This is a genomic window from Pseudoalteromonas umbrosa, assembly GCF_030125375.1.
GTDB classification, from domain to species: Bacteria; Pseudomonadota; Gammaproteobacteria; order Enterobacterales; family Alteromonadaceae; genus Pseudoalteromonas; species Pseudoalteromonas umbrosa.
The window spans coordinates 975,354-994,613 of record NZ_JASJUU010000001.1; the positions used below are offsets into that span (position 1 = coordinate 975,354).

General features: G+C 36.1%; 28 protein-coding genes. 12 read left to right on the forward strand and 16 right to left on the reverse strand.

Annotation, left to right across the window (positions count from 1 at the left end):
- Window positions 1-398 precede the first annotated feature (398 nt).
- The 3 genes from QNM16_RS04200 to QNM16_RS04210 all read left to right on the forward strand — a co-directional run bounded on the left by QNM16_RS04200 (window position 399) and on the right by QNM16_RS04210 (window position 1,862).
- Window positions 399-623 carry a hypothetical protein gene (locus QNM16_RS04200; protein WP_284019334.1) on the forward strand — a complete coding sequence of 75 codons (225 nt, stop codon included), beginning with the start codon at window positions 399-401 and terminating at the stop codon, window positions 621-623.
- 564 nt (window positions 624-1,187) lie between these two features.
- The gene (locus QNM16_RS04205; protein WP_284019335.1) at window positions 1,188-1,508 is read left to right on the forward strand and encodes a hypothetical protein; all 321 of its coding nucleotides are present in this window, start codon (window positions 1,188-1,190) and stop codon (window positions 1,506-1,508) included.
- A 63-nt stretch (window positions 1,509-1,571) separates the two neighbouring features.
- Window positions 1,572-1,862 carry a hypothetical protein gene (locus QNM16_RS04210; RefSeq protein ID WP_211013347.1) on the forward strand — a complete coding sequence of 97 codons (291 nt, stop codon included), beginning with the start codon at window positions 1,572-1,574 and terminating at the stop codon, window positions 1,860-1,862.
- A 379-nt stretch (window positions 1,863-2,241) separates the two neighbouring features.
- Here the strand turns inward: QNM16_RS04210 and QNM16_RS04215 are convergent, their stop codons facing one another.
- From QNM16_RS04215 to QNM16_RS04240, 6 genes are all read right to left on the reverse strand, one after another.
- Complete coding sequence (locus QNM16_RS04215) at window positions 2,242-3,108, reverse strand: hypothetical protein (protein WP_284019336.1); 867 nt, start codon at window positions 3,106-3,108, stop codon at window positions 2,242-2,244.
- Between the two features lie 420 nt (window positions 3,109-3,528).
- Entirely contained in the window at window positions 3,529-3,819 is a 291-nt protein-coding gene (locus QNM16_RS04220) for a hypothetical protein (RefSeq protein ID WP_284019337.1), read from the reverse strand.
- Window positions 3,813-4,523: a phage head morphogenesis protein gene (locus tag QNM16_RS04225; protein WP_284019338.1), complete on the reverse strand. Its 711-nt coding sequence runs from the start codon at window positions 4,521-4,523 to the stop codon at window positions 3,813-3,815. Before QNM16_RS04225 ends, QNM16_RS04220 begins: the two co-directional genes overlap by 7 nt.
- Window positions 4,487-4,648: a DUF3164 family protein gene (locus QNM16_RS04230; protein WP_336620295.1), complete on the reverse strand. Its 162-nt coding sequence runs from the start codon at window positions 4,646-4,648 to the stop codon at window positions 4,487-4,489. The genes QNM16_RS04225 and QNM16_RS04230 overlap by 37 nt, the downstream gene beginning before the upstream one ends.
- Entirely contained in the window at window positions 4,618-4,800 is a 183-nt protein-coding gene (locus QNM16_RS04235; protein WP_336620297.1) for a DUF3164 family protein, read from the reverse strand. Before QNM16_RS04235 ends, QNM16_RS04230 begins: the two co-directional genes overlap by 31 nt.
- A 153-nt stretch (window positions 4,801-4,953) precedes the next feature.
- Window positions 4,954-5,109: a DUF3164 family protein gene (locus tag QNM16_RS04240; RefSeq protein ID WP_284019340.1), complete on the reverse strand. Its 156-nt coding sequence runs from the start codon at window positions 5,107-5,109 to the stop codon at window positions 4,954-4,956.
- A 345-nt stretch (window positions 5,110-5,454) separates the two neighbouring features.
- Here QNM16_RS04240 and QNM16_RS04245 point away from each other — a divergent pair, with 345 nt between their 5' ends.
- Window positions 5,455-5,859 (forward strand): type II secretion system protein GspG, encoded by a 405-nt coding sequence (locus QNM16_RS04245; RefSeq protein WP_284019341.1) that lies wholly within the window; start codon window positions 5,455-5,457, stop codon window positions 5,857-5,859.
- Between the two features lie 72 nt (window positions 5,860-5,931).
- Here the strand turns inward: QNM16_RS04245 and QNM16_RS04250 are convergent, their stop codons facing one another.
- Window positions 5,932-6,582, reverse strand: coding sequence for a hypothetical protein (locus tag QNM16_RS04250; protein WP_284019342.1), 651 nt, complete (start codon window positions 6,580-6,582; stop codon window positions 5,932-5,934).
- An 885-nt stretch (window positions 6,583-7,467) separates the two neighbouring features.
- On the reverse strand, window positions 7,468-7,641 hold the full coding sequence (locus QNM16_RS04255; RefSeq protein WP_284019343.1) for a hypothetical protein: 174 nt from the start codon (window positions 7,639-7,641) through the stop codon (window positions 7,468-7,470).
- A 431-nt stretch (window positions 7,642-8,072) separates the two neighbouring features.
- Here QNM16_RS04255 and QNM16_RS04260 point away from each other — a divergent pair, with 431 nt between their 5' ends.
- Entirely contained in the window at window positions 8,073-8,285 is a 213-nt protein-coding gene (locus QNM16_RS04260; protein WP_284019344.1) for a hypothetical protein, read from the forward strand.
- Between the two features lie 126 nt (window positions 8,286-8,411).
- Here the strand turns inward: QNM16_RS04260 and QNM16_RS04265 are convergent, their stop codons facing one another.
- Together QNM16_RS04265 and QNM16_RS04270 are read right to left on the reverse strand one after the other, a co-directional pair.
- Window positions 8,412-8,969 carry a hypothetical protein gene (locus QNM16_RS04265; protein ID WP_284019345.1) on the reverse strand — a complete coding sequence of 186 codons (558 nt, stop codon included), beginning with the start codon at window positions 8,967-8,969 and terminating at the stop codon, window positions 8,412-8,414.
- On the reverse strand, window positions 8,969-9,472 hold the full coding sequence (locus tag QNM16_RS04270; RefSeq protein ID WP_284019346.1) for an RNA polymerase sigma factor: 504 nt from the start codon (window positions 9,470-9,472) through the stop codon (window positions 8,969-8,971). Before QNM16_RS04270 ends, QNM16_RS04265 begins: the two co-directional genes overlap by 1 nt.
- Window positions 9,473-9,619: 147 nt before the next feature.
- Between QNM16_RS04270 and QNM16_RS04275 the strand changes: the two genes are divergently transcribed.
- Complete coding sequence (locus QNM16_RS04275) at window positions 9,620-9,898, forward strand: hypothetical protein (protein ID WP_284019347.1); 279 nt, start codon at window positions 9,620-9,622, stop codon at window positions 9,896-9,898.
- A gap of 19 nt (window positions 9,899-9,917) precedes the next feature.
- On the forward strand, window positions 9,918-10,148 hold the full coding sequence (locus tag QNM16_RS04280) for a hypothetical protein (protein WP_284019348.1): 231 nt from the start codon (window positions 9,918-9,920) through the stop codon (window positions 10,146-10,148).
- A 37-nt stretch (window positions 10,149-10,185) separates the two neighbouring features.
- Here the strand turns inward: QNM16_RS04280 and QNM16_RS04285 are convergent, their stop codons facing one another.
- From QNM16_RS04285 to QNM16_RS04295, 3 genes are all read right to left on the reverse strand, one after another.
- Window positions 10,186-11,595 (reverse strand): ATP-binding protein, encoded by a 1,410-nt coding sequence (locus QNM16_RS04285; protein WP_284019349.1) that lies wholly within the window; start codon window positions 11,593-11,595, stop codon window positions 10,186-10,188.
- A gap of 201 nt (window positions 11,596-11,796) precedes the next feature.
- Window positions 11,797-11,976, reverse strand: coding sequence for a hypothetical protein (locus QNM16_RS04290; protein WP_284019350.1), 180 nt, complete (start codon window positions 11,974-11,976; stop codon window positions 11,797-11,799).
- 146 nt (window positions 11,977-12,122) lie between these two features.
- Window positions 12,123-12,671 carry a DinB family protein gene (locus QNM16_RS04295; protein WP_284019351.1) on the reverse strand — a complete coding sequence of 183 codons (549 nt, stop codon included), beginning with the start codon at window positions 12,669-12,671 and terminating at the stop codon, window positions 12,123-12,125.
- 255 nt (window positions 12,672-12,926) lie between these two features.
- Here QNM16_RS04295 and QNM16_RS04300 point away from each other — a divergent pair, with 255 nt between their 5' ends.
- On the forward strand, window positions 12,927-13,133 hold the full coding sequence (locus QNM16_RS04300) for a hypothetical protein (RefSeq protein ID WP_284019352.1): 207 nt from the start codon (window positions 12,927-12,929) through the stop codon (window positions 13,131-13,133).
- A 161-nt stretch (window positions 13,134-13,294) separates the two neighbouring features.
- The gene (locus QNM16_RS04305; RefSeq protein ID WP_284019353.1) at window positions 13,295-13,780 is read left to right on the forward strand and encodes a hypothetical protein; all 486 of its coding nucleotides are present in this window, start codon (window positions 13,295-13,297) and stop codon (window positions 13,778-13,780) included.
- A gap of 51 nt (window positions 13,781-13,831) precedes the next feature.
- Here QNM16_RS04305 and QNM16_RS04310 read toward each other — a convergent pair whose 3' ends face one another.
- Window positions 13,832-14,131 (reverse strand): hypothetical protein, encoded by a 300-nt coding sequence (locus QNM16_RS04310; RefSeq protein WP_284019354.1) that lies wholly within the window; start codon window positions 14,129-14,131, stop codon window positions 13,832-13,834.
- Entirely contained in the window at window positions 14,116-14,346 is a 231-nt protein-coding gene (locus QNM16_RS04315; protein WP_284019355.1) for a hypothetical protein, read from the reverse strand. Before QNM16_RS04315 ends, QNM16_RS04310 begins: the two co-directional genes overlap by 16 nt.
- A gap of 735 nt (window positions 14,347-15,081) precedes the next feature.
- Here QNM16_RS04315 and QNM16_RS04320 point away from each other — a divergent pair.
- Both QNM16_RS04320 and QNM16_RS04325 read left to right on the forward strand, forming a co-directional pair.
- Window positions 15,082-16,905, forward strand: a complete 1,824-nt coding sequence (locus tag QNM16_RS04320; RefSeq protein ID WP_284019356.1) for a hypothetical protein — start codon at window positions 15,082-15,084, stop codon at window positions 16,903-16,905.
- A 69-nt stretch (window positions 16,906-16,974) separates the two neighbouring features.
- Window positions 16,975-17,316 carry a hypothetical protein gene (locus QNM16_RS04325; RefSeq protein ID WP_284019357.1) on the forward strand — a complete coding sequence of 114 codons (342 nt, stop codon included), beginning with the start codon at window positions 16,975-16,977 and terminating at the stop codon, window positions 17,314-17,316.
- A 316-nt stretch (window positions 17,317-17,632) separates the two neighbouring features.
- Here QNM16_RS04325 and QNM16_RS04330 read toward each other — a convergent pair whose 3' ends face one another.
- The gene (locus tag QNM16_RS04330) at window positions 17,633-18,142 is read right to left on the reverse strand and encodes a peptide-methionine (S)-S-oxide reductase (protein ID WP_284019358.1); all 510 of its coding nucleotides are present in this window, start codon (window positions 18,140-18,142) and stop codon (window positions 17,633-17,635) included.
- A 164-nt stretch (window positions 18,143-18,306) separates the two neighbouring features.
- Between QNM16_RS04330 and yddG the strand changes: the two genes are divergently transcribed.
- On the forward strand, window positions 18,307-19,239 hold the full coding sequence (gene yddG, locus QNM16_RS04335; protein WP_284019359.1) for an aromatic amino acid DMT transporter YddG: 933 nt from the start codon (window positions 18,307-18,309) through the stop codon (window positions 19,237-19,239).
- Window positions 19,240-19,260: the final 21 nt, after the last annotated feature.

A 19,260-nucleotide genomic window follows, 5' to 3' on the forward strand; every position in this document is an offset into this window, starting at 1 on the left:
AAATATTTAAATGCTCACGTTAGTACAGGTATTTTTAATGTAGGTGAAACTCTAATATCACCATAAGATACAAACAACTAGACTTGTGAAGTTAGTGCATTTTCAGTGGAAGAAAATAGTAGAGTGTGTATGGAAAAAACCAATATGATAATCATCAACAGATTCGTAATATCTTCTGTAATTTAACAACCTATAATTTGAACGGGTGTTATGTTTAGAAAGGCCCTTGTAGACTCGTTTGTCACAAGGGCCTTGTGGTTTGTGCGAGGGAAAATATTTATACCCGAGCACCGCAAGGCGTTGCCGCTGCGCCCGTAACATAATGGCCAATTATGGGTTGTTTCTTCTCAAACTTTGCTAAAATCTAGATGTCTTACTTCGAAAAAATATGGAGGTTTATGTTGGGGTTAGTGATTATCACCAAAGACTCAAAATTTAACTGCTCTCATGATGTGGCATTGAATTTAGAAAATGCACTTTCTTTAATTAATATGCTGACTTTAGAGCATGATAGGCCAGATGTTGAGATTTATCTTTTACAAGTTACTGGAGATAATTCAGGTAAGTACTACACGCTTGATGGTGGTTGGTCTGATACGCCTTTTAACCTTAACTTGCGTTAGTGTTTTTGCGGCATAGCCGCGACAAGCATTCCAGTAAATTAATGTTTGCTGGAATTGTTTATCAAATAATTCGATGGTCATCATGGTAGGGTGGCCGTCTGTTTTTCATTAACGAATGCGCCCCAATTTATAGCTGTTAGAAAAAGTTAATTCGCCTCCTGATAAGCCAAACTAACTATCATTCAGCTCTGTTGTACCGGAACGGGTACGTTGGAGAGTCCACATACTTTAATAGTGGACTCTAGTGCCATTTTGGCATTCCTTGAATTAAAAATGGCTTTAACTAATTGTTTTTATTGTGTTTTTAGTCTTTTTTAAAATGCACAAAATTAAACACCATGTATATACTAGGTAGTATTTAATAATAACACTGTATACACAAAAAGCTTGACTCGTGGTATTTAGTTGCTACGATGTGTTTACGTTATGTATATCTTTAGGAGATAATTAGTGTCTAGTGAGGTTGTTATTTGCCGTTTTAGGGTCAATTCACAATTGAAAATAGATTTCTCTGATATTTGCAAATCAAATCATACGACTCTTAGTAACGAGCTAAGAGGCTTTTTGAAGCGATCTTTGGAATCTCGTTCAATAAATTATGATTCCCCATGTTTATCGTCTTATGGGGCATCTTCTGAGCACTCTCATTACTCTAAAGGTGTAAACGCTGTACAAAGTGTAATGAGCAAGGTTAGGGGGGGTGATGATGGCTCAACATACAATCAAGCTACATCTGACTATCAGGAAAGTTTTGACTTAGATACTAGCTGTAACTTCAAAGTCGATTCTGAGCTGAAAAATCAATTTTCTGAGTTCTTTTCGGATTCGTCTCTTAGCTCTCATTTAAAGAGGTTTATGAGTCATATTGTTCGAGTGAACAAGTAAAGATACCTGCAAGGTGCTGCAACACCTTACAGGTTTAACACATTAAAATAGGATAACTTTAATATGTCTGATAATAATATCATTTTAGCTGCAAACAGTAACTCTACACAGGTTCAACAAAACCTTATCCATAAAATTATTTCATGCGAAAAAGTCACTGATTTAGCTCTTGAGCATCGTGAGTTGTGTCATGGTGTTTATGCTGTTCTGAATGGCGGTGCTCAAATTAAGGATATTGAGCCCTTACTTTTCCGCTTATTGGAGCAATCTGACGATATTGCATCGCTTCTTAATCAGAAGAAGTCTTTTGAGGAGATGGGCTACTCAGTTTCATCTGTTTCTATGAATGGTTAGACATGCTCTGGATTAAGGAGCCAAGCGAAGCCTGAGCGTAGTGACGAAAGACAGAGTTTGTCTTTTTCAATCGTCTTATTGCCAGTGGATTTGATACTTAATTTGCAATTCAGTTTTCCTGAATTCCAAACATAGCAAAATCCAGCCGTATGGGGCAGGTAAATGGTGACGCATTTCATAGGTTTTATTACATGAAATATCTTTATTTCGAGTGATTGTTGCCTATGCACAACATCCCATAATTTATATTATGTTAAATGGTGGTTTTGTGTAATATTACAGGTATAGTGGATTAAACAACTCCTCCATACTATGTCCAATACTAGACGGTATCGGACATTTGAAGGGTTTATGCAAGCACTTTTTGGCTTACTTGTTGTTATTTAACTTCGCTGATTGATATAGATCCATATGCCTTACTTAGAAAACGTTCCCAGCTATGCAATTTTAAATCTTGAGCAATTTTTTGTGAAATTAAAAGCACAGGTTTATTTGAGTTTCCATTTCGTCTAGCTCCAACCAGTTTTACCGGCTTGGGTAATTCAGTACCATCTACTGTCAAGGTTAAATACATTTCAGGCCAAGCAAAGTCGCACCTAAACCAAGAAAGCTCTTGTGCAGAATATGTTTTTGGGATGACTAGCTCGACATGATAACTATCATTTTCAAACCAGTTATAACAATTAGCTGTTTGTGCTGTATGTGCATTTTCCCCGGCCATTAAAACTAAAACATCGATTTCAATATTCATTACTTTTTCAAGCTTAGATAAAATTTCAACCTTACTATTGCTTGGCGCTAAAAAAGATTCTGTCAGCTCGGTATGATAACTTTTAAGAGCCTCAAAAAACTCATCTCTTGATACAAATTCAGAGTAATCTTCTGAACTGCCTTTGGCCATTGTATTCCACACTTTTTCAGGAAGTTTTTCATTTAACTGCGGAAATGTTTCAAAGCTTGCACCTTTAATTTCTAACTTTGAATAATCTGTCTTATGAACCAATGAGTTTTTAAACTCTTCATCTTTTAAAAACTCATTGACTACATCTTTATAAATTTCTTTAGGTGGATACAGAGATTTAATTATAGTTCTAAAGATTGCCCCTTCATTGACTAAACCCAATGTTAGAAACAACATAAACCCAGCAATAAATGACCAGAAAGCCACTTTATAAATTTTTAGGTTTTCAGATACAGTTAAAGTAACCTTCTTTTCGATCCATTTTTCATAACGATCTCTAACCATAGTCGTCACTCCCTGAACTGATACATATTGAACATAATCAAGTTCAAGATAAGTCATTTCTCAAGGTCGACTTCCCTATAAACCCGTAGCTTTACTGTGATAAATAATAAAAACAGGTAATTTAACATAATAAATGTATTGGTGTAAGGGGTCGTGCATTTCTAGATTTAGTCCAACATTAAAATTCAACTTTCGATTCTTCTGAAAGCCTCGTAAATACTGGACCTATAACATTTTTTTAGACAATTCCTGCTCACAATACGTTTATAATTAGACTCAAAATCGCCATTTTTAAAAACGTTTAAACGCCCTTTAAAAAGACTTTCAAGTCGATTTGAATTGTGATCTGAATTCCATTAGTTACGAACTGCAAAACGCTTTGGTTAAATGTGGAATTAGTTTGTGTTTGCACTAACTTCATTAACTCAGTCGTTTGTTCAAACCCGATAATTTGAATAGTGGTTTCAGCATTGATTCATCAATAACTACCAGCGTGCTTTTTGTTTCAGGTGCAACATCCAAAACTGATTTGAATAATTTCGGATGCAAGTGCCCTAGCGTTAATTTTGTGCCTGAGTCTGGTTTACCTAAGGCTTGTTTGGCTGCGACCTTTGCAACTTGAGATATAAAATAATCTCTTCCTTCATTTATAGCAGCATTAAAAATTGGCGTGGTCACTTCTCGAATTTGGTGATCGAGTTTCGCTAACATTTGGCCTGCTGCCCTAACCATGCAAGAGCAGGATTATAATCCCAACCGAAGTCTATGCGCGGTAAACGCTCCAGTTCTTCACCTGTTTTTGGATCAACTTCGGTAAATGGTTTTTGATAATTCTTAAGCGCTGAATCTGGCGTAACCGTTAATCCCATACGTTTGATGTCAGCGTCACTCATGCTCACGACTTTGCACCGACAGTTCCAACCGTTCGGCGGATAATGCGTGTGCCAGAAATTATGTTCAATTGGTAAAAGAATATAATTCCACGCGTTATGTTGCGGTCTTACTCGCGAGTCACCCGCCGTTAAATATAAAAGATACGGCCTGCGATGTTTTATTCGATCTTGCTGTTGCCATCGTCCAGCGGCACGGGCTGTGTTTTTATTGTTTTGATAAATTACCTGCGTACGCCAACCGCGTTTTCCATTGCAAGACCAACCATGTTTTGAAACCGCTTTATCAAAGCGCGCTCTAAAGTCGGTGATCGCCTCGCCATTCTCAATTGCAGCAAGTACATCTTTATATAAGTCATCCAACAATTCTGTTTTTGTTGCACCGGCAACGGTAAATGCACGTGCATGTATGTGACCAAATAAATCTTTGTACGATTCAGTTGGTATTTGCACTTTTGATTTTAGATTTGAAATGGCCTCGTCGAATTTTACGAGTTGGCCATACTTGGTAGTGGTATCGGACATATTATATGTTTAGCTATATCAAGGGAAATTGCTTGATCAGCGCCCTGCTGATCTCGCTTGTAAAACCGAATAAATCGAAAGCTATCACTGGCGTTTACAGACTCAGCAATGATGTCCATGGCCATAAGCCTGTTTCGTCATCAATTTCTAACTTACGAAGACTCAAAATCCGTTGTGGATTTATAGTGTGTAGCTTGTCAGCTGAGAACACTTTATTGACGATGGCTTTGATGTTTTGATTGCAACTTTCGGTCCATTCACTAATCCATTCGTCTATCTACTCTTTGGCAATTTGTAGTTCAGGGCCAAGCTCAATTTATTCTGGAATTTGTATTTTTACAGACAATGAATGGTCGAATGATCGCTGTGTTAAACTTGCCTTTTTTACACCCAAATTTACACCATGCTCTCGTGTCAAAAGGTCTAAAAATTAGTCAGCTTCATCCATTTTTTGCTGCTTAAAATCAGCGAGTTGTTTTTGCTGTTTCTCTGCAAGCTTTATCGCTTTTTTGACATATTCGTCCTTTATCAGGTCAGATTGCTTCACGTTCGTGAGTGCAACTAAATTGCCTTTAACATCTTTCAAAAAGCCTTCAGGTATCGCATTAATACGGTTAAATCTTCTGTTGATTTACATCGTTCATTTCTTCTAAAACTTCCAATTCAATTGCCTTTTCCGCAACTTCTGCTAGGGCTGAATTGGAGATATTTGAAAACTCATCGAGGATGTTTTATTTCCACAAGTGGTTGAACATGGTTAGTCTGGCAAATTAAGCGCGGGAATTTAGGTGTAAAATGTTTTACACGGATCCATTATTGAGGCGATATATTAGGCTAAATCTAAATATGGTTTTGTTAATTCACTTCATGTTTAGTTCAGGAGAACCTTATTAATGTACCGTTGGATTTTGACTAGGAGTAACGGGTACTCATGAAAGTACTACTGATAGGATTCTTTATATCTATTTTTTGGTTTTCATTTTCGATTATTTACCCAGGAAGGTGTGCCTACCATACATCAGCTGTGTACAAGACCTCTCTAGATATTACAATTTTATCTGAGGCTATAAAGTTGTACAGGCTTGAAAATAACTCGCTACCAAAATCTCTCCAAGACCTTGTGCCAAAGTTCGCTTCAGAAATACCAATTGATATCTGGGATCAAGACTACATTTATGAATCTACTTATAATGGTTACAAAATATCTTCACTTGGGTCAGATACTGTTAAAGGTGGAATTGGAGCATCTGCAGATTTACATTCAGATATGACCGAGGAAGAATTTGAAAAAATAATAGATAGTATTAAAAGGCCAGTTTGGAGCTGTAATAATTAGATTATGTGTTTTGCCGTGTTTGTTTAGTGCTTATAGTCTTGCTTAGTATCAAGGTTGAAAGCACTAAGACGTTTATTGTACTTTTAAAGTTATTATGTTAAAAGGAATTTCTTTAGTATTGGTCGCATCACAGTTATATACTGTAACTTTCGTTACTTCTGACTTCTCAATATATTTTAGTTCTAAACCAGCAGCAAACAAAACCTCTTTCTCATCGTAGCCATCTTTTGTATATGGGAATAGAAATATGTTCGTGTCCGGTTTTAGTATCTCAATTATATATATATTTAGTTCACCACGATCGAACGCCTTCTGACGATCCAGAGCGTTGTTTCTTGCTTTTGCTGGGCTCAAAGAAGTAGATAATGGTCTAGTAGTAGTAAATGAACTTGTTTCACTGTCAATTGGTAAAGTTCCACCATGGAAAACGATTTGACCAACAGCTGGTTTTACTCCTATTTTATCTATGGTTTGGGATACTGATTCTAGTTCCTTACTTTTACATAAACTGTAGTTACTTTGGTACCATTCTAAAATTTCAGGTACCTCATCCACCATCAGTCTTCTTGCATTTATATATGGTTCAAAATTATCAAGGTCTGTATTATTTGACTCGGACGCTGCGTAATCATGGTCATTTAAAATTTTTTCAGTAAGCTCAACATAAGTTTCAAATTCAGGTCTAACTTGTAAAATGTCAATTAAAGGAAGATTAGAGATCATATGAATTATTAGAATTTCAAAGTTAAGCAGGCTATCAAATATTTGATTTAGTTTCCAGTATGGGTCTATGCAGATGAAGTATAAAATATAAATATTTCTAAGACAAACCTAGCCCCAACACCTAATAATGAAGGCTGATCACTCTTCTAACTGACCTACAACTTCAACTCCATCTACTTGTGCGAATCGCCTACTACTATCGGTGCGCCATGTACTTTGGAGGTCACTATTACATGGATCATTTTGTCTGTACAGGTGATAGCGCCTAACCATATCATGGATTGAATCGCCTTTTTAAAGTCCTCTCTCAGTTTAATATTTCGCAGCTGAATCATGATTTTATTTAAGAACGAGATCAACCCTTTATAAGATCCACTAGTATAATTTACAAGGTTTGGATATGTTGCCAACAATGATTAAATGGCACTGTGATTACTCCCCCGATGAAGATGAAGTTTTAAGACAGAATAAAATTGAAGCTTTATAAGGAAGGAGAAACCAGTTTATTACTAGTAGAGGCGCTCTATGTCCCAAGAGCTAAAAGACCATTTAACAGTAATTTTAGCCAAAAGGCCGTCAAACCCATATCTTTCAGCACTTTTGCTTAAATGATGCATCGTTAATTATGATTTAGTACTTATGGTTTTTTCGTCTTCGGGATTCAATTTGAAAAGTACTTTATGGATCTGATTGTGATGAAATTGACAGCGACTATTATAAAGATGCCAAGTTATTCGCATAATAAATTAAAATTCTAACAAGAAGAAACGTTTTTAAATTTTTTATAAAAAAAGCTTGAGGTTATTTAGTTTGGCCCAATCCTAACTAATGCCTAATATGCTCTCAAAATTTAAGCTAAAAAGCCGCACATAGCGGCTAATGCATCTAATTATGGTTACGAGGAGGACCACCTTGGTGGCAATTACCAGTTCCACCTACAACTTTTTGTACTTCTTTACTTGTAAGGGAGCGTATAGCAGGTGGGCCACCACGATCTCCACCGCCGCCAATACCTGCGACAACCAGTTTTAGGTCTTTAACTTTTATATTTTTATTCACTTTCTTCATCTCCTTTTGTGAAATTGAAACCACTCTATCACGAGCATGATGCTTAGGTAAGCAAAATAAAACCACTAAATTAACAATGTTAATAAAAAGCTCCTGAATGGCACTTTAAATGCTTGTGTTTAAATTTGGTTTAAACGAGTTGAGGCGTTTTTAAAGCAGTTTTCAATCTGGATTAAAGGCTTGTTCGGGGTTTCTAAGGTCACTTTGCTAGTTAAAGTTAACTCGTAGGTTATAAGTAACCTCATAATTTATGAAACTTGTTGAAGCTGTGTGCCGTCGGGTCCAAATGATAAAACTTTTTGAAAGGCTCATGACCTTTATTTCTCGTCATGATTACATTAGGATCTGCGTCATTAGTGGCAAAATTTTGTTGCTAAGAATCAATATCAAAGGCCGTGAATTGACCATAAGAGGTATGCTACATGTCACCGGAATCAATGACAGATTTAACTATTACATTCATTATTCTTTTAGTATCAGCTGGAATGGCTTTTCAAGGGAAAGTGCTTAAGTCAAATCTAGCGGATAAAGAAAAAGATGAGGCAGTAAAGCTTAAGAATCGTGCAAATCTTTTAATTATGTGTGGTGCTTTTGTCGCTATTATTCAAGTAATTAAGCTAGCCTCATATTTTTAAAGAGATTCGCTTGGTTTTGACTTACCGTCTTCAACTGATATCAAAAAGCAGAAGACGGTAAGTTGCAGATTGTTCAAAAAACACTTCAAAAGTGTACTTTATAAATCAAATCTATAGGTTACTGCCCTACTGTTCTAAAGTATGTAAGGTCTCCTTGGCTTTTTTGTTTTTGATAACAAAGAAAAATATTGAAATTAATAGTCCAGACATTAATACAGCTTCAATTAGCAAGTTATTCAATTCAAAACCATTTTGGTAGATAATTATTATGTTAAACACCATAAAAATTAAAACAAAAGTCCAGGTTGCTTTTATGTTCAAATTCCATCTATAAATTTCGTTTTTAATTAGTTTCTTATGAATTTCAATTGAAGTGCTTATTTCTTGGCTTTTAAGTTGCTTTAAGCTATCTAAACGACTTCTACTAGCCAGAATAAAAATGATAACAGCCCACGCGGTTACAAAGCTTATCCAGGTAAGTTTAATAAACTCAAGTCCATTTAAAGCGGATGTAATGAGTAGATAACTAACAGCGATAAGCGCCAGCATTTCAATACATAAATTAATTCTTAGTATGGCGCCCTGCCTATTATGCCGTTTCAGTACTTTGTCCATTTGCGGCATAGGCTTTTCATCAGTTGATTGCCAAAGAGATGATAACTGCTCAAATTCATTATTATCCATTAATTCATACCCGCTAGTAACTTTGATAATTGCTCTTTTGCTCTGTGTAGTCTCACCCCGACATTAGCTTCACTTATCCCTAGTACCTCACTCATTTCTATATTGTTTAAGTCTTCTAATTTCAGCAACATAACTTGCCTTAAGCTAAGAGGTAATTGATTCACAGCTACAATTAACTGTTTCTGCCTTTGTGCTTGCAAAGTGTTTTTCTCAGGTGTGGGCGACTCACATAGCATTGCTTCATCAAGTTCATCTTCAGAAATTTTACTATGCCGTCTTATATGATCAATAGCCGTATTGTGGATAACACGGTAAATATAAGTACTAAGCGAGCATTGGTCATTAAACCCTTCTAACGATCGCCAAACTGACAAAGCCATTTCTTGTGCTAGTTCATCTGATAAAGCTGGTCGATTTTCATACCCAGCCGCAGCTCTGCTTATTTGTGGCCAAAATTGCGCTATTAGTTCTTCTTTCTCTGTGTCCTTGGTGATATTTACCAACGATCTACGCCTCCAAGTTATTTTTATTATTAGTCGTTACAGAAACGCAATCATTACAAAAAACTTAAAAAAGTTTGTAATGAATCCCTTTTCTATTCGACTAAACGAATCAAATAACTCATTTACTTAATTACCAAGGAAGTAAACATGCAAACTTTCAGAAAATTAAAACATTTGAATAAAAAGCGCGTACTAAGAACAATTTGGTTTGTCGTTACTTTAAGCTGGTCCGCTATATTTGCTGTACTTTTTAGTACTGAGACAAAAAGTATGCATATCATCGTAGTTACTATTGCAGCAATGATAACTGAATTAGCAATATGGTGTACTGCTGTAGTGTTAGGTGTTGCTGTTGTTGACGGCAGAAAAGCTATTATTCGTGCGATTAAAAACATACTAACCGGTCAACGTAACCTTAATAACTAATCTATTAGAGATTCTAAATATGAAATCGTTAAATCTTAATGAAAAAAAATTGGTTGCAGCTTGGTTGTTATGTATTTTTTGCTGGGCTAATACAGCACTTGTCATGTCACTCTCTCCTTTTACATTTCTTGAAGTGAGTGCTCTTTGTTTTGCTGTCCTTGTAACACAACTAACAATTTATTGGACAAAGAAAGTAGGCGAAAACAACCCTATGGTTGCGTCAGTTTATAAAAGTCTCATAGGTGATTAAATTTATAAAGAGTTGCAACTAACTAGTTCCAACTCTTTTAATTATCTATATCTAAATGTTTACTCAATGATTCATACAAAACGGTTTGGTCTATAGGTTTGGCTACATGAAACGTAAATCCACTTTGTTTATATTTTTCAATATCTGTACTCATTACATTGGCGGTAAGTGCAATTATTGGTATATCTTGATTTTCAATTCTTATGATTTCACATGCTTCAATACCACTCATCTTTGGCATTTGAATATCCATCAGAATGATATCCGGTAACCTTTTTCTAAATAATTCAATAGCTTCAACACCATCCTTCGCAACATCAAATTGAGCCATTGTCTTTTCAAGCATGGCACTTATTACTCTCATATTAATGGCATCATCTTCAGCAACTAAGATATAAACGTTTGATAAATTCGGAACTGCTAGTGTCTGTTCAATGCTCGGTGTGGAGCTGCCAGCGATGTGATGTTTGAAATTTTTCAGTGGTAATGTAACGCAGATGTCAGTCCCTACCCCTTCGCTGCTATTTACCTCTATCTGGCCATTCATCAATGCTATCAAGTTTTGCGTAATAGCCATACCTAGCCCTGTTCCTCCAAACTTTCGAGTTATTGAATTATCAGCCTGTTTAAAACGCATAAACAAATTATCTAGCCCAATATTAGACATACCGATTCCGGTGTCTTTTATCTCAAAAATAAGTAGATTTTGTTCCTCACTTTGCATTTGATCTATATTGACAGTTACGGAACCTTCTTCAGTAAACTTAACTGCATTAGAGATCAAGTTTATCAAAATTTGCCTAATTCTAACTGGGTCGCCAAGCCACATGCTGTGCTTAATTTTATCTGTGCGAGTTATGTGAAATGATAGAGACTTTTGTTTTGCTTGTGATGAAAAATCTACTTCAAGTGGATCAATAATGCTATCTATTGAAAACTCGGTCACTTCTAAAGAAAGTTGGTTTGCTTCAATTTTCGAAAAATCGAGTATATCGCTAATAATGCGAAGTAAATTTTTACAGGAGAACAGTGCGATAGACACTGTTTCTAAGTGGCGCTTGTCAGTTATACTAGATTGAAGGTGTTGTAATGAGCCCATAACACCGTTTAATGGCGTTCTAATTTCATGGCTCATGTTGGCTAAAAAATCTGACTTTGCTTTTGAAGCCTCCTGTGCTTCTATCGTTAAGGTGTGCTCTTTTTCAAAGGCTGATTTTAGCCTAAAAAAGTATAAAACTAATACCCCAATAAATATCATTACGCTTATGACATTGACAGTGTGGGCAATCACAAAGTTATTATTTAGTTGTTGCTCCTCTCTACTTATACGTGCGCGACTATCTAAATGAAATCTAGAGAGAGCGGCCAACGCATTTGTGTCATCAACTTGAACTACTCTGTCTATTTCTTCACTTGAAGCACCATGCTCAATAAGCTTTAATGTCAATGTGAGGTTTTGTTCGTATTCGAGTACGACATTTCTAATTATTTGTAATGATTTACTGTCATATTGCTCATATCTTTCAAGTTTTCTGATGAGCGTTTTAATTTCGTAGATAGATTGTCTTAGCTTAGATTCATAACGAGTTCTGTCTTTACGAAGAACTAAATTTTTAAAGTCATGTATGAATCCGCCATAACCTAAGTGCTAAACAAGGTCATCATGCAAATAATAAACTTCATAAATATCTTTAGAATAATAACGCCACTGGCTTTCTACTTTGTGATAAAACAACAGGGAAACCAATGTCAGCCCTACACCGATTAAGATCACTAAGGAAGATTTTAAACGCAAGCTATTCAACGCATTACTGGTTTTAGTTGTCACGTATAACGGTCCTTTTAATCCATCACTATCGCTTAAGCCATAGAAATTTAACATCAATCTCGAATAAAAAGAGGTTTCTTCTACCTGTTAATATTAGCCAAAAGATTATCAGTATGCGTTTCCCTGCATTTAAAAGTTTATGATTGCTATGGCTGTTGATTTAAATCCGGTATGTCTAACAAAAAATCGGTGCTGCCTATGTCAATTCCGAGTTGGTTAAACAAAGTTGATAATTGGCCTCTGTGGTGAGATTGGTGATTAAACATGTGTGATACCAACTCACTAAATTCTCGGGTACTTTTCTCGCCTAGAGAATTGCTATAACTCAAGGCTTTGTGAAAATCGCACTCTTGTGCTTCTATTTCCAACCATTGTAAGATTGTTTGATCCAAAATTTGTCTGACAGAAACCAGCTCTTCTAACTTATTAAACAAGATTTCATCAAGGCTAGTTGGATAAGGTAACTCGCCAAGTTTAAAAAGGGATTGGTAGCAATTAGAGTGCTTAGAAAATCTTAATAACCACAGTAGATCTCCTACGATGAGGTGATTAAAGGTGCCCAATATCGAACTAAAAAAAGCCCCTTTGTCTTCTATTAGCTGCTCGTGTGTTAAGCTTTGTGCAGCTTGAATTAGTTGATTATTCATTCTTTGGTTATATAAAGCCATTAACTTAAAGTGTTCGATATGTTGCATGATTTACGTTTTAACTGGTCTTATTAAAATCAGTTTATTACTAAATACTTAAACTACCTAATCAAATATTAAGTTAACGCCTGTTAAGATCTATCCAAGATAGAAGCTGTGAAAGATAAGTTTACTTGATTAATTTTGATTGACTAACTCGGATTAATCTATTTATTGTTTGCAAGCTTAATCTTAAATTACTGGCAGGGCTCGAACATACGATAATTCAAACACTAACGAAAATGAAATTCGAAGCGCGCCCTCGTGAGTTTACTGTCAAATGCAGTAAAAGGCATAGATTTACTTCTCTCTTTTGCAACCTCAATACACAACTTTAGTGCTGGCGTTGCTCTGGTTCTTCTGGTATTTATGCCTTTATTTTTGCAAAAGTCAGTGGTTGAGGTACCAGTGCTTTTGGGCAGTGGAAAAGAACCTCATCGTGCTCTGCACTCTGATCACCAGCACATCTGAAACTAAGCGGCAATGCTCAGCCTTGGAGCTCGAAAAAGCGGCAACTTGTCGTAATGTTAATTTTTGCTTTATGTTACACATTGTATTTTATGTAAATTTATTATTACTTCGATTGGCCTGTTACTTGCTACGTATTTATTACTGAGATAAGGAGATAAGTCATGATTTTAAGCTCGAATCCATACCAAGTAACGAATGCGGCTTCTCAGTATCAGCAAACCCGAGCTGTTAGTAATAAAGAGTCCACTCAAGCTTCGACACAAACAGATAAAACGGAACAATCTTCAAATGAGCCACAAAGAAAGCTTGCATGGGAAGCTTTTACCGAAAAAGTAGAGTCAGATCCATCATTTGCTGCAGATATGGCTGAAGCTGTTTCTTTTATACCAGATAAAATGCTTATCAATTTAGCCGAGGCACCGCCGCTAACAGACGTAAAAGCATTTACAAAATGGGCTAGTAAATCAGATGAATTTGACAAAGAAGCAGCTGTGGTAACTGAACAACGTATAAAGATATATAACAAAATGACAGAAGAAGGTGCGACTGATGCTGATATTTTTAATAAAGTCATGGAGTTTAATCGAGACCTACCTCTAGATTACCAGGTGAAAGCAGGAATGTTGGCGGTCAATACATATGCATAATATGTAAATTATAGGTCTTTTTAGGCCTAACCGAATACTCCTAATATACAATTATATATGTACATTGATGTAATCGGCCGTATATTCAACAAATTTGTGATAATTATCGGGGTGCGCAAGGTTTTTACTTCCCAAACTTGTTGCCATCTTAAATAATTCAGATTGTTTATCTCGAAAAGTAACTAAATCGGTCATGATTTCTTTAGCTGACTTACCCCCTTCTTCTACTCGTTTGATAATCGCCAATTCTTGCTTGTGAAATTGCTCAGCCTCCTTGTTAAAATGGCTAATCTCTCTTGATACTCGACCATGCATTTCTTCAACATTAAGTGAACTTAAGATGTCTTCCATTCTAAACATGGCTGTTGGGGGCCGTATTGCTTAATTGCATCAATAAATTGAGCAAGCTTTTCATCACTTGCTGAGTTTATATATTCAAGATACTCGCTTCTATTATCAGACTCTTGGATCGTACGAATTGAACCTGCCGCTGAGCGTTGAACATTTGTAGGTTTATGTTTGATCTCATAAACACCTTGAGTGCTGACCTGATTAGTCACATTCATAATAATTTCCCTTTAAAATATCTGTCTGTCCATATGTAATTAAAAAGCTTCATTACTTATCTGGATATTAATTAAGCAAATACCATTCCAAAGTGAAATTATATTTCTTACCCGTAAATTTTTTGAAAGATATTTTACGAAGTTAGGTCCAAAGCCATATATTTTCTGATTTATTTTCAAGTTAAATTTAAGTGTTTGTAACTTTTAGGGACTAAATTACATACGCGCTATAAATCTGTAATTAAATAAAAAATAAGGAAATCTATGATGAAAAAACAAGCACCATTTTCTCTTTTGTTACTAGCGGTCACAGCATAAGCTAAAGAAGTCAGTTAATCAGATGAAATAAGTAGTATTAGTATGCAGTCAAATAGATCTGTTTGGATTTGGCCTGATAGACATACACCCTTGAATTGGAGCCTACTAACACTAACTTCTACGAGTATCTTGGCATAATGTTTTATGCAATGAAGTCAGATAAAACAGTTTTCTATAAAGCTGATAACGGCGAGCATGTTTCAAACAAGTGCTATGACACAAAGTTTGGTTTATATCCGCTGCATGATGTTCTAAGAATGAACTAACTATCATCGATATGAATTCTGAAATGCACTTGTACTGTGAGTGAATTATTATATTCACAATAAAATATTTTAACGAATATAAGTTTAAAATTTTGAGGTTAAGGAGAAGTTGTTTAGATATAATGCTCTAAAAACAAATGGATTTTATGACATGATTAAAAAAATTGCCCTCTCTACCTTTTTATCTCTCTCTTTTCACTCAATTTCAAGCCCGTTGTTAAATGTACAATTAACTACAAATAAAGCTGAAGTCTGTAACGATTTCTTCGTTGCTTACCAAAAAGAGTATAAACAAAACGCTAATGTGGATTTTAGAAGCTGGCTGTCACCATCATTTGGAGATGGCACTCAAATAAACCATAATAATATAGATACCTTTGACATCCCAATTGAATCAAACTTTTCCGTCAAGAGTGCTCCATTTTCTTCGTTTAAACTGTTCCCATCCTTTAAATACCATTTTCAAGCTAAAGATAATATTAGGCAAGAGCTTAACATTACTCATTTAGAGTCTGTAAACAACCTTAGTATTTTATACACAGTTAAAAGAGTTTTTTCACAAAGCCCAAACAATTGGCAGCGCACTTTTTACATTGCAAAGCGTGATAACATCGTTCAGTACTTAAACAGTATCACAGTAGACAGACCATTTAGTATTGATCGTGAGCTATCTGAGATCCTACAAGTCGCGGATATTTCTTTCCCATTTGAACATCAGGGAAATGCTTATTACATCAAAGACAATAACAAGGTTATTGCACTTACAGAAGCGTTAGAACATGAGGTCGTTTGTGAAGTTGAAGAAACTAGATTACCAGTATTAATATCGCTGAACGCGCTAAACAAACTGGCACATCAATCTATTATGACTAAAGGCAACCCTATGTTGATGGGGTCTTGGGGAAGCCCGTATTTTGTAATAAAAAAACCATTTGAAGCGTATTTGAAAACACCTAGTTCATTGAAAGTAAAAGGTGAAGGCGGTTGTGATAAAAACGCTGCTATCTGCGCGAGGAAAAAACAGGTTGATAATATCTTGGCATTATTTGGCAATGTGGATGCATGGAGTCATCGAGAGTTACTCACACTAAAAAACCATATGGCAGACGCACAATTACAAGTTGCGCATTTTTACATGTCATATCATAAATATGACAAAGACAAAGCCCACTTTTATGCGCAAACATTGATATATCAATTCTTAGGAAGATTACTCACTCCCTATCAAGGTTATATGGATTTAAAAGCGGGCTCTCCTCAGTATTTTAAAGCGCAATATTTACTGAACGACCTAAGTGCAGAAGAATTTGCTCAAGCAGCAGCCTATAAGAACTGGTTTAATAAAACACATTTAATGTTAGCTTCACATTTCAACGACCTAGACACCGTTAATGCCTTAATAGCTGCTGGCACGGATATTAACGCAGTCACTTTTATCGATGAAGACGACGAATACAGTAGTTCGGATGCTTTTATTAATGATGTAAAAAGGCTTAATCGTTCAGCGCTCACTTATGCAGCAGAGAACGCTTCTTTAGAAGTGATCAACGCACTTATCACTGCTGGAGCGGATAAAAAGCTACTCGACTCTCGAGGTAATGACTTATCATTTTATTTTGCAAAAAACCCAAGGCCAAAGGTGGCAGCGCTGGCAACCGAGTTTAAATTACTTAAAGGCACAAAAACCTCTGCACAAATTACGGCTAGTTTTGATTGTAAATTGGCAAAATCAAAGCAAGAAAAAGCGATTTGCTCAAGTGCTGGGCTTGCGCTTTACGACAGAGAGCTTGCAGCAGCCTATAAAAGGTTAAGAAACACAGAGCATGCCGATCATGTTCGTCAAACACAGCGTCTTTGGCTGAAAAATCTCAGACAACATAGTAAGGGCTTGAACCAAAAAGAGACTCAAGAATACTTGAAAGCACAATACCGTGCGCGTATCCGCGCTTTGCATAACTTAATAAGCATTCATTAATAAGTTCAGGTTGCTAAAATGTTAAAAACATCCTAGTGTAGATTTGATACTCACAATCGGAGAAACTCTATGAAGGAAATTATTTTAGCATTGGCTATAGGGGTTACAGGTGCCGCAGTGGCTGCTGATCATGTTTCCCATGATAAGCATGAACATAAGCATGGATATAACTGCGGCCATGCAGCCGAATGGCATGTTGACCATTTCGATTTCAACCACAGTGGCCATGACCATCACAATCATGCGGGTGAGGTTCATGAGGCTAAAGTCAAAGTCCATGAAAAGCACAAACACGGCCATAGCTTAGATTGCGGTCATAAACGTCGTGTTGAACAAGGTCGTGTGGAATATAATCATGATGGACATTGGCATCATCAGCACGGTGAACATTTCCATGAAAATCATGGTTAAATAACATTCAATATAAAGCCCAGAGCTTATCTGGGCTATTTCTAAAAAATAACCTATGTATTCTCTCACTATTCTATAAAAATTACTATTTAACATAATTTATTTTGTATTTGAAGCTATGATTGACTTAGTACATTCAGTTGCGCCGAACGTAAACACATAACTGAATAAACACTTTCAAGAACTAAATAGTCCCTATTGATTGCGTAAAACCAGAAAGACCCTATCAACTAGGTTAAAGTTCGATTATATAGAACGACTTTATAAAAAATACCGGGGTTTAATCAATAGACTATTCTAGTATATAGAACAAATGTTATTTCAGAGCTTTATTTAGTAGCGGAGTGTTCACTTTATTTTTAAACCTTTCCATTAAATTGAGCAATTTGGGGGCTATGATGTTCTGACAAAATGGTCTGTCCGGCGCGGTATAAAAATAATCTTGGTAATGCTCAGACGATAGCTTAAATTCATTAAGTAATAGTGCTTGCGTAATTATGGGTTGCTCAAATTGCTTTTGAAGTACTGACAATACACCTTTTACTTCAGTTTGCTGCTCGATGCTGTTGCAATAAATAGCACTTCTATATTTATCTCTTTTTAAGTGGTTTGAAGTTGAACTATGAGAAAAAAGGTGTATTTCAACCAAATCAGCTAAGGTGATGATGTTTTTATCAAAAGCCAAGCATACCCCTTCAGAAAACCATTCGTTGTTTTCGAAGCTGTTTATCCAACCCTGCTCTACTTTCTCAACACCAATCAAAGAGCGAAATATCGCTTCAGTACACCAGTAACAACTTCCCCCTAAACCCAGTTTATTATCCATACTCCCCCCAAAATAAACACAGATTACTGTTTATATCATTTCGCATAACAAACTCACCCCATAAAAAGGATAATTTATTCTCTTAAGAACTGCCTGCATAATTAAAATAGGTGCAGTCAAACTCAAAATCTATATAATGAAGCGTTTTTTGGGAGCCTAAAAGTTTGCTGTCTCGATACAAATTTACACTATTTGGCGTTATAGCTGTACTGCTGTGGAGTGCTGTTTTGCACATCGTACGTATCGTGACTGAGGACTTTGGCCCGATTGGTGGTGCTGCCCTGGTATACACCTACTCAGCGTTATTCTTGGTCGCCTTTTCCGGACTCCCAAATATCAAAAAATACCCAAAACGTTACGTTTTTCTTGGCGGCTTTCTTTTTGTTGCATATGAATTATGTCTTTCACTGTCACTTGGCTTTGCAAACTCTAGAGAACAATCCGCACAAGTACTCATTGTTAATTATCTTTGGCCTTTATTCACCATTTTAGGCGCAGTCATTTGTAAACATAGTAAAGCGAGTCTCCAGTTATTGGTCCCAGGCAGTATTATAGCCTTCATCGGTGTGTGTTTTGTCGTTTCGGGTGAGTCAAACCTGTTTGCAGGGATGTTGACAAATATCATGAGTAACCCACTGGCATTTGTACTTGCCTTTAGTGGTGCAATTATTTGGGCAATATACTGTAACTTAACCAAGACTATGTCTAACGGCAAAAACGCAATTACGCTATTTTTCATTTTTACGGCATGCACATTGTGGCTAAAATGGTATCTATTGGACGCTGGTTTCTCGTCAGGCTTTTCTTTCAAAAGTGTCTTTATGCTGGTGCTTGCCGGTGGTGGAATGGCGCTAGGCTATGGCCTTTGGAATAAAGCCATTATTGGCGGCAATATGATCTTACTTGCAGCCATCTCTTATTTCACCCCGGTTTTCTCAGGTATCTTCGCTGCTATTATTTTAGGCGTGAGTTTGCAGCAAAGTTTTTGGTTGGGTGTTGTCGCCGTCACGATTGGTTCTTTATTATGCTGGCAATCAACACGCCTTAAAAATCAACAAATTAGCCAGGTACAAACTGTGCTAGACAATACTGAATAAATATACATATAATTTGATACA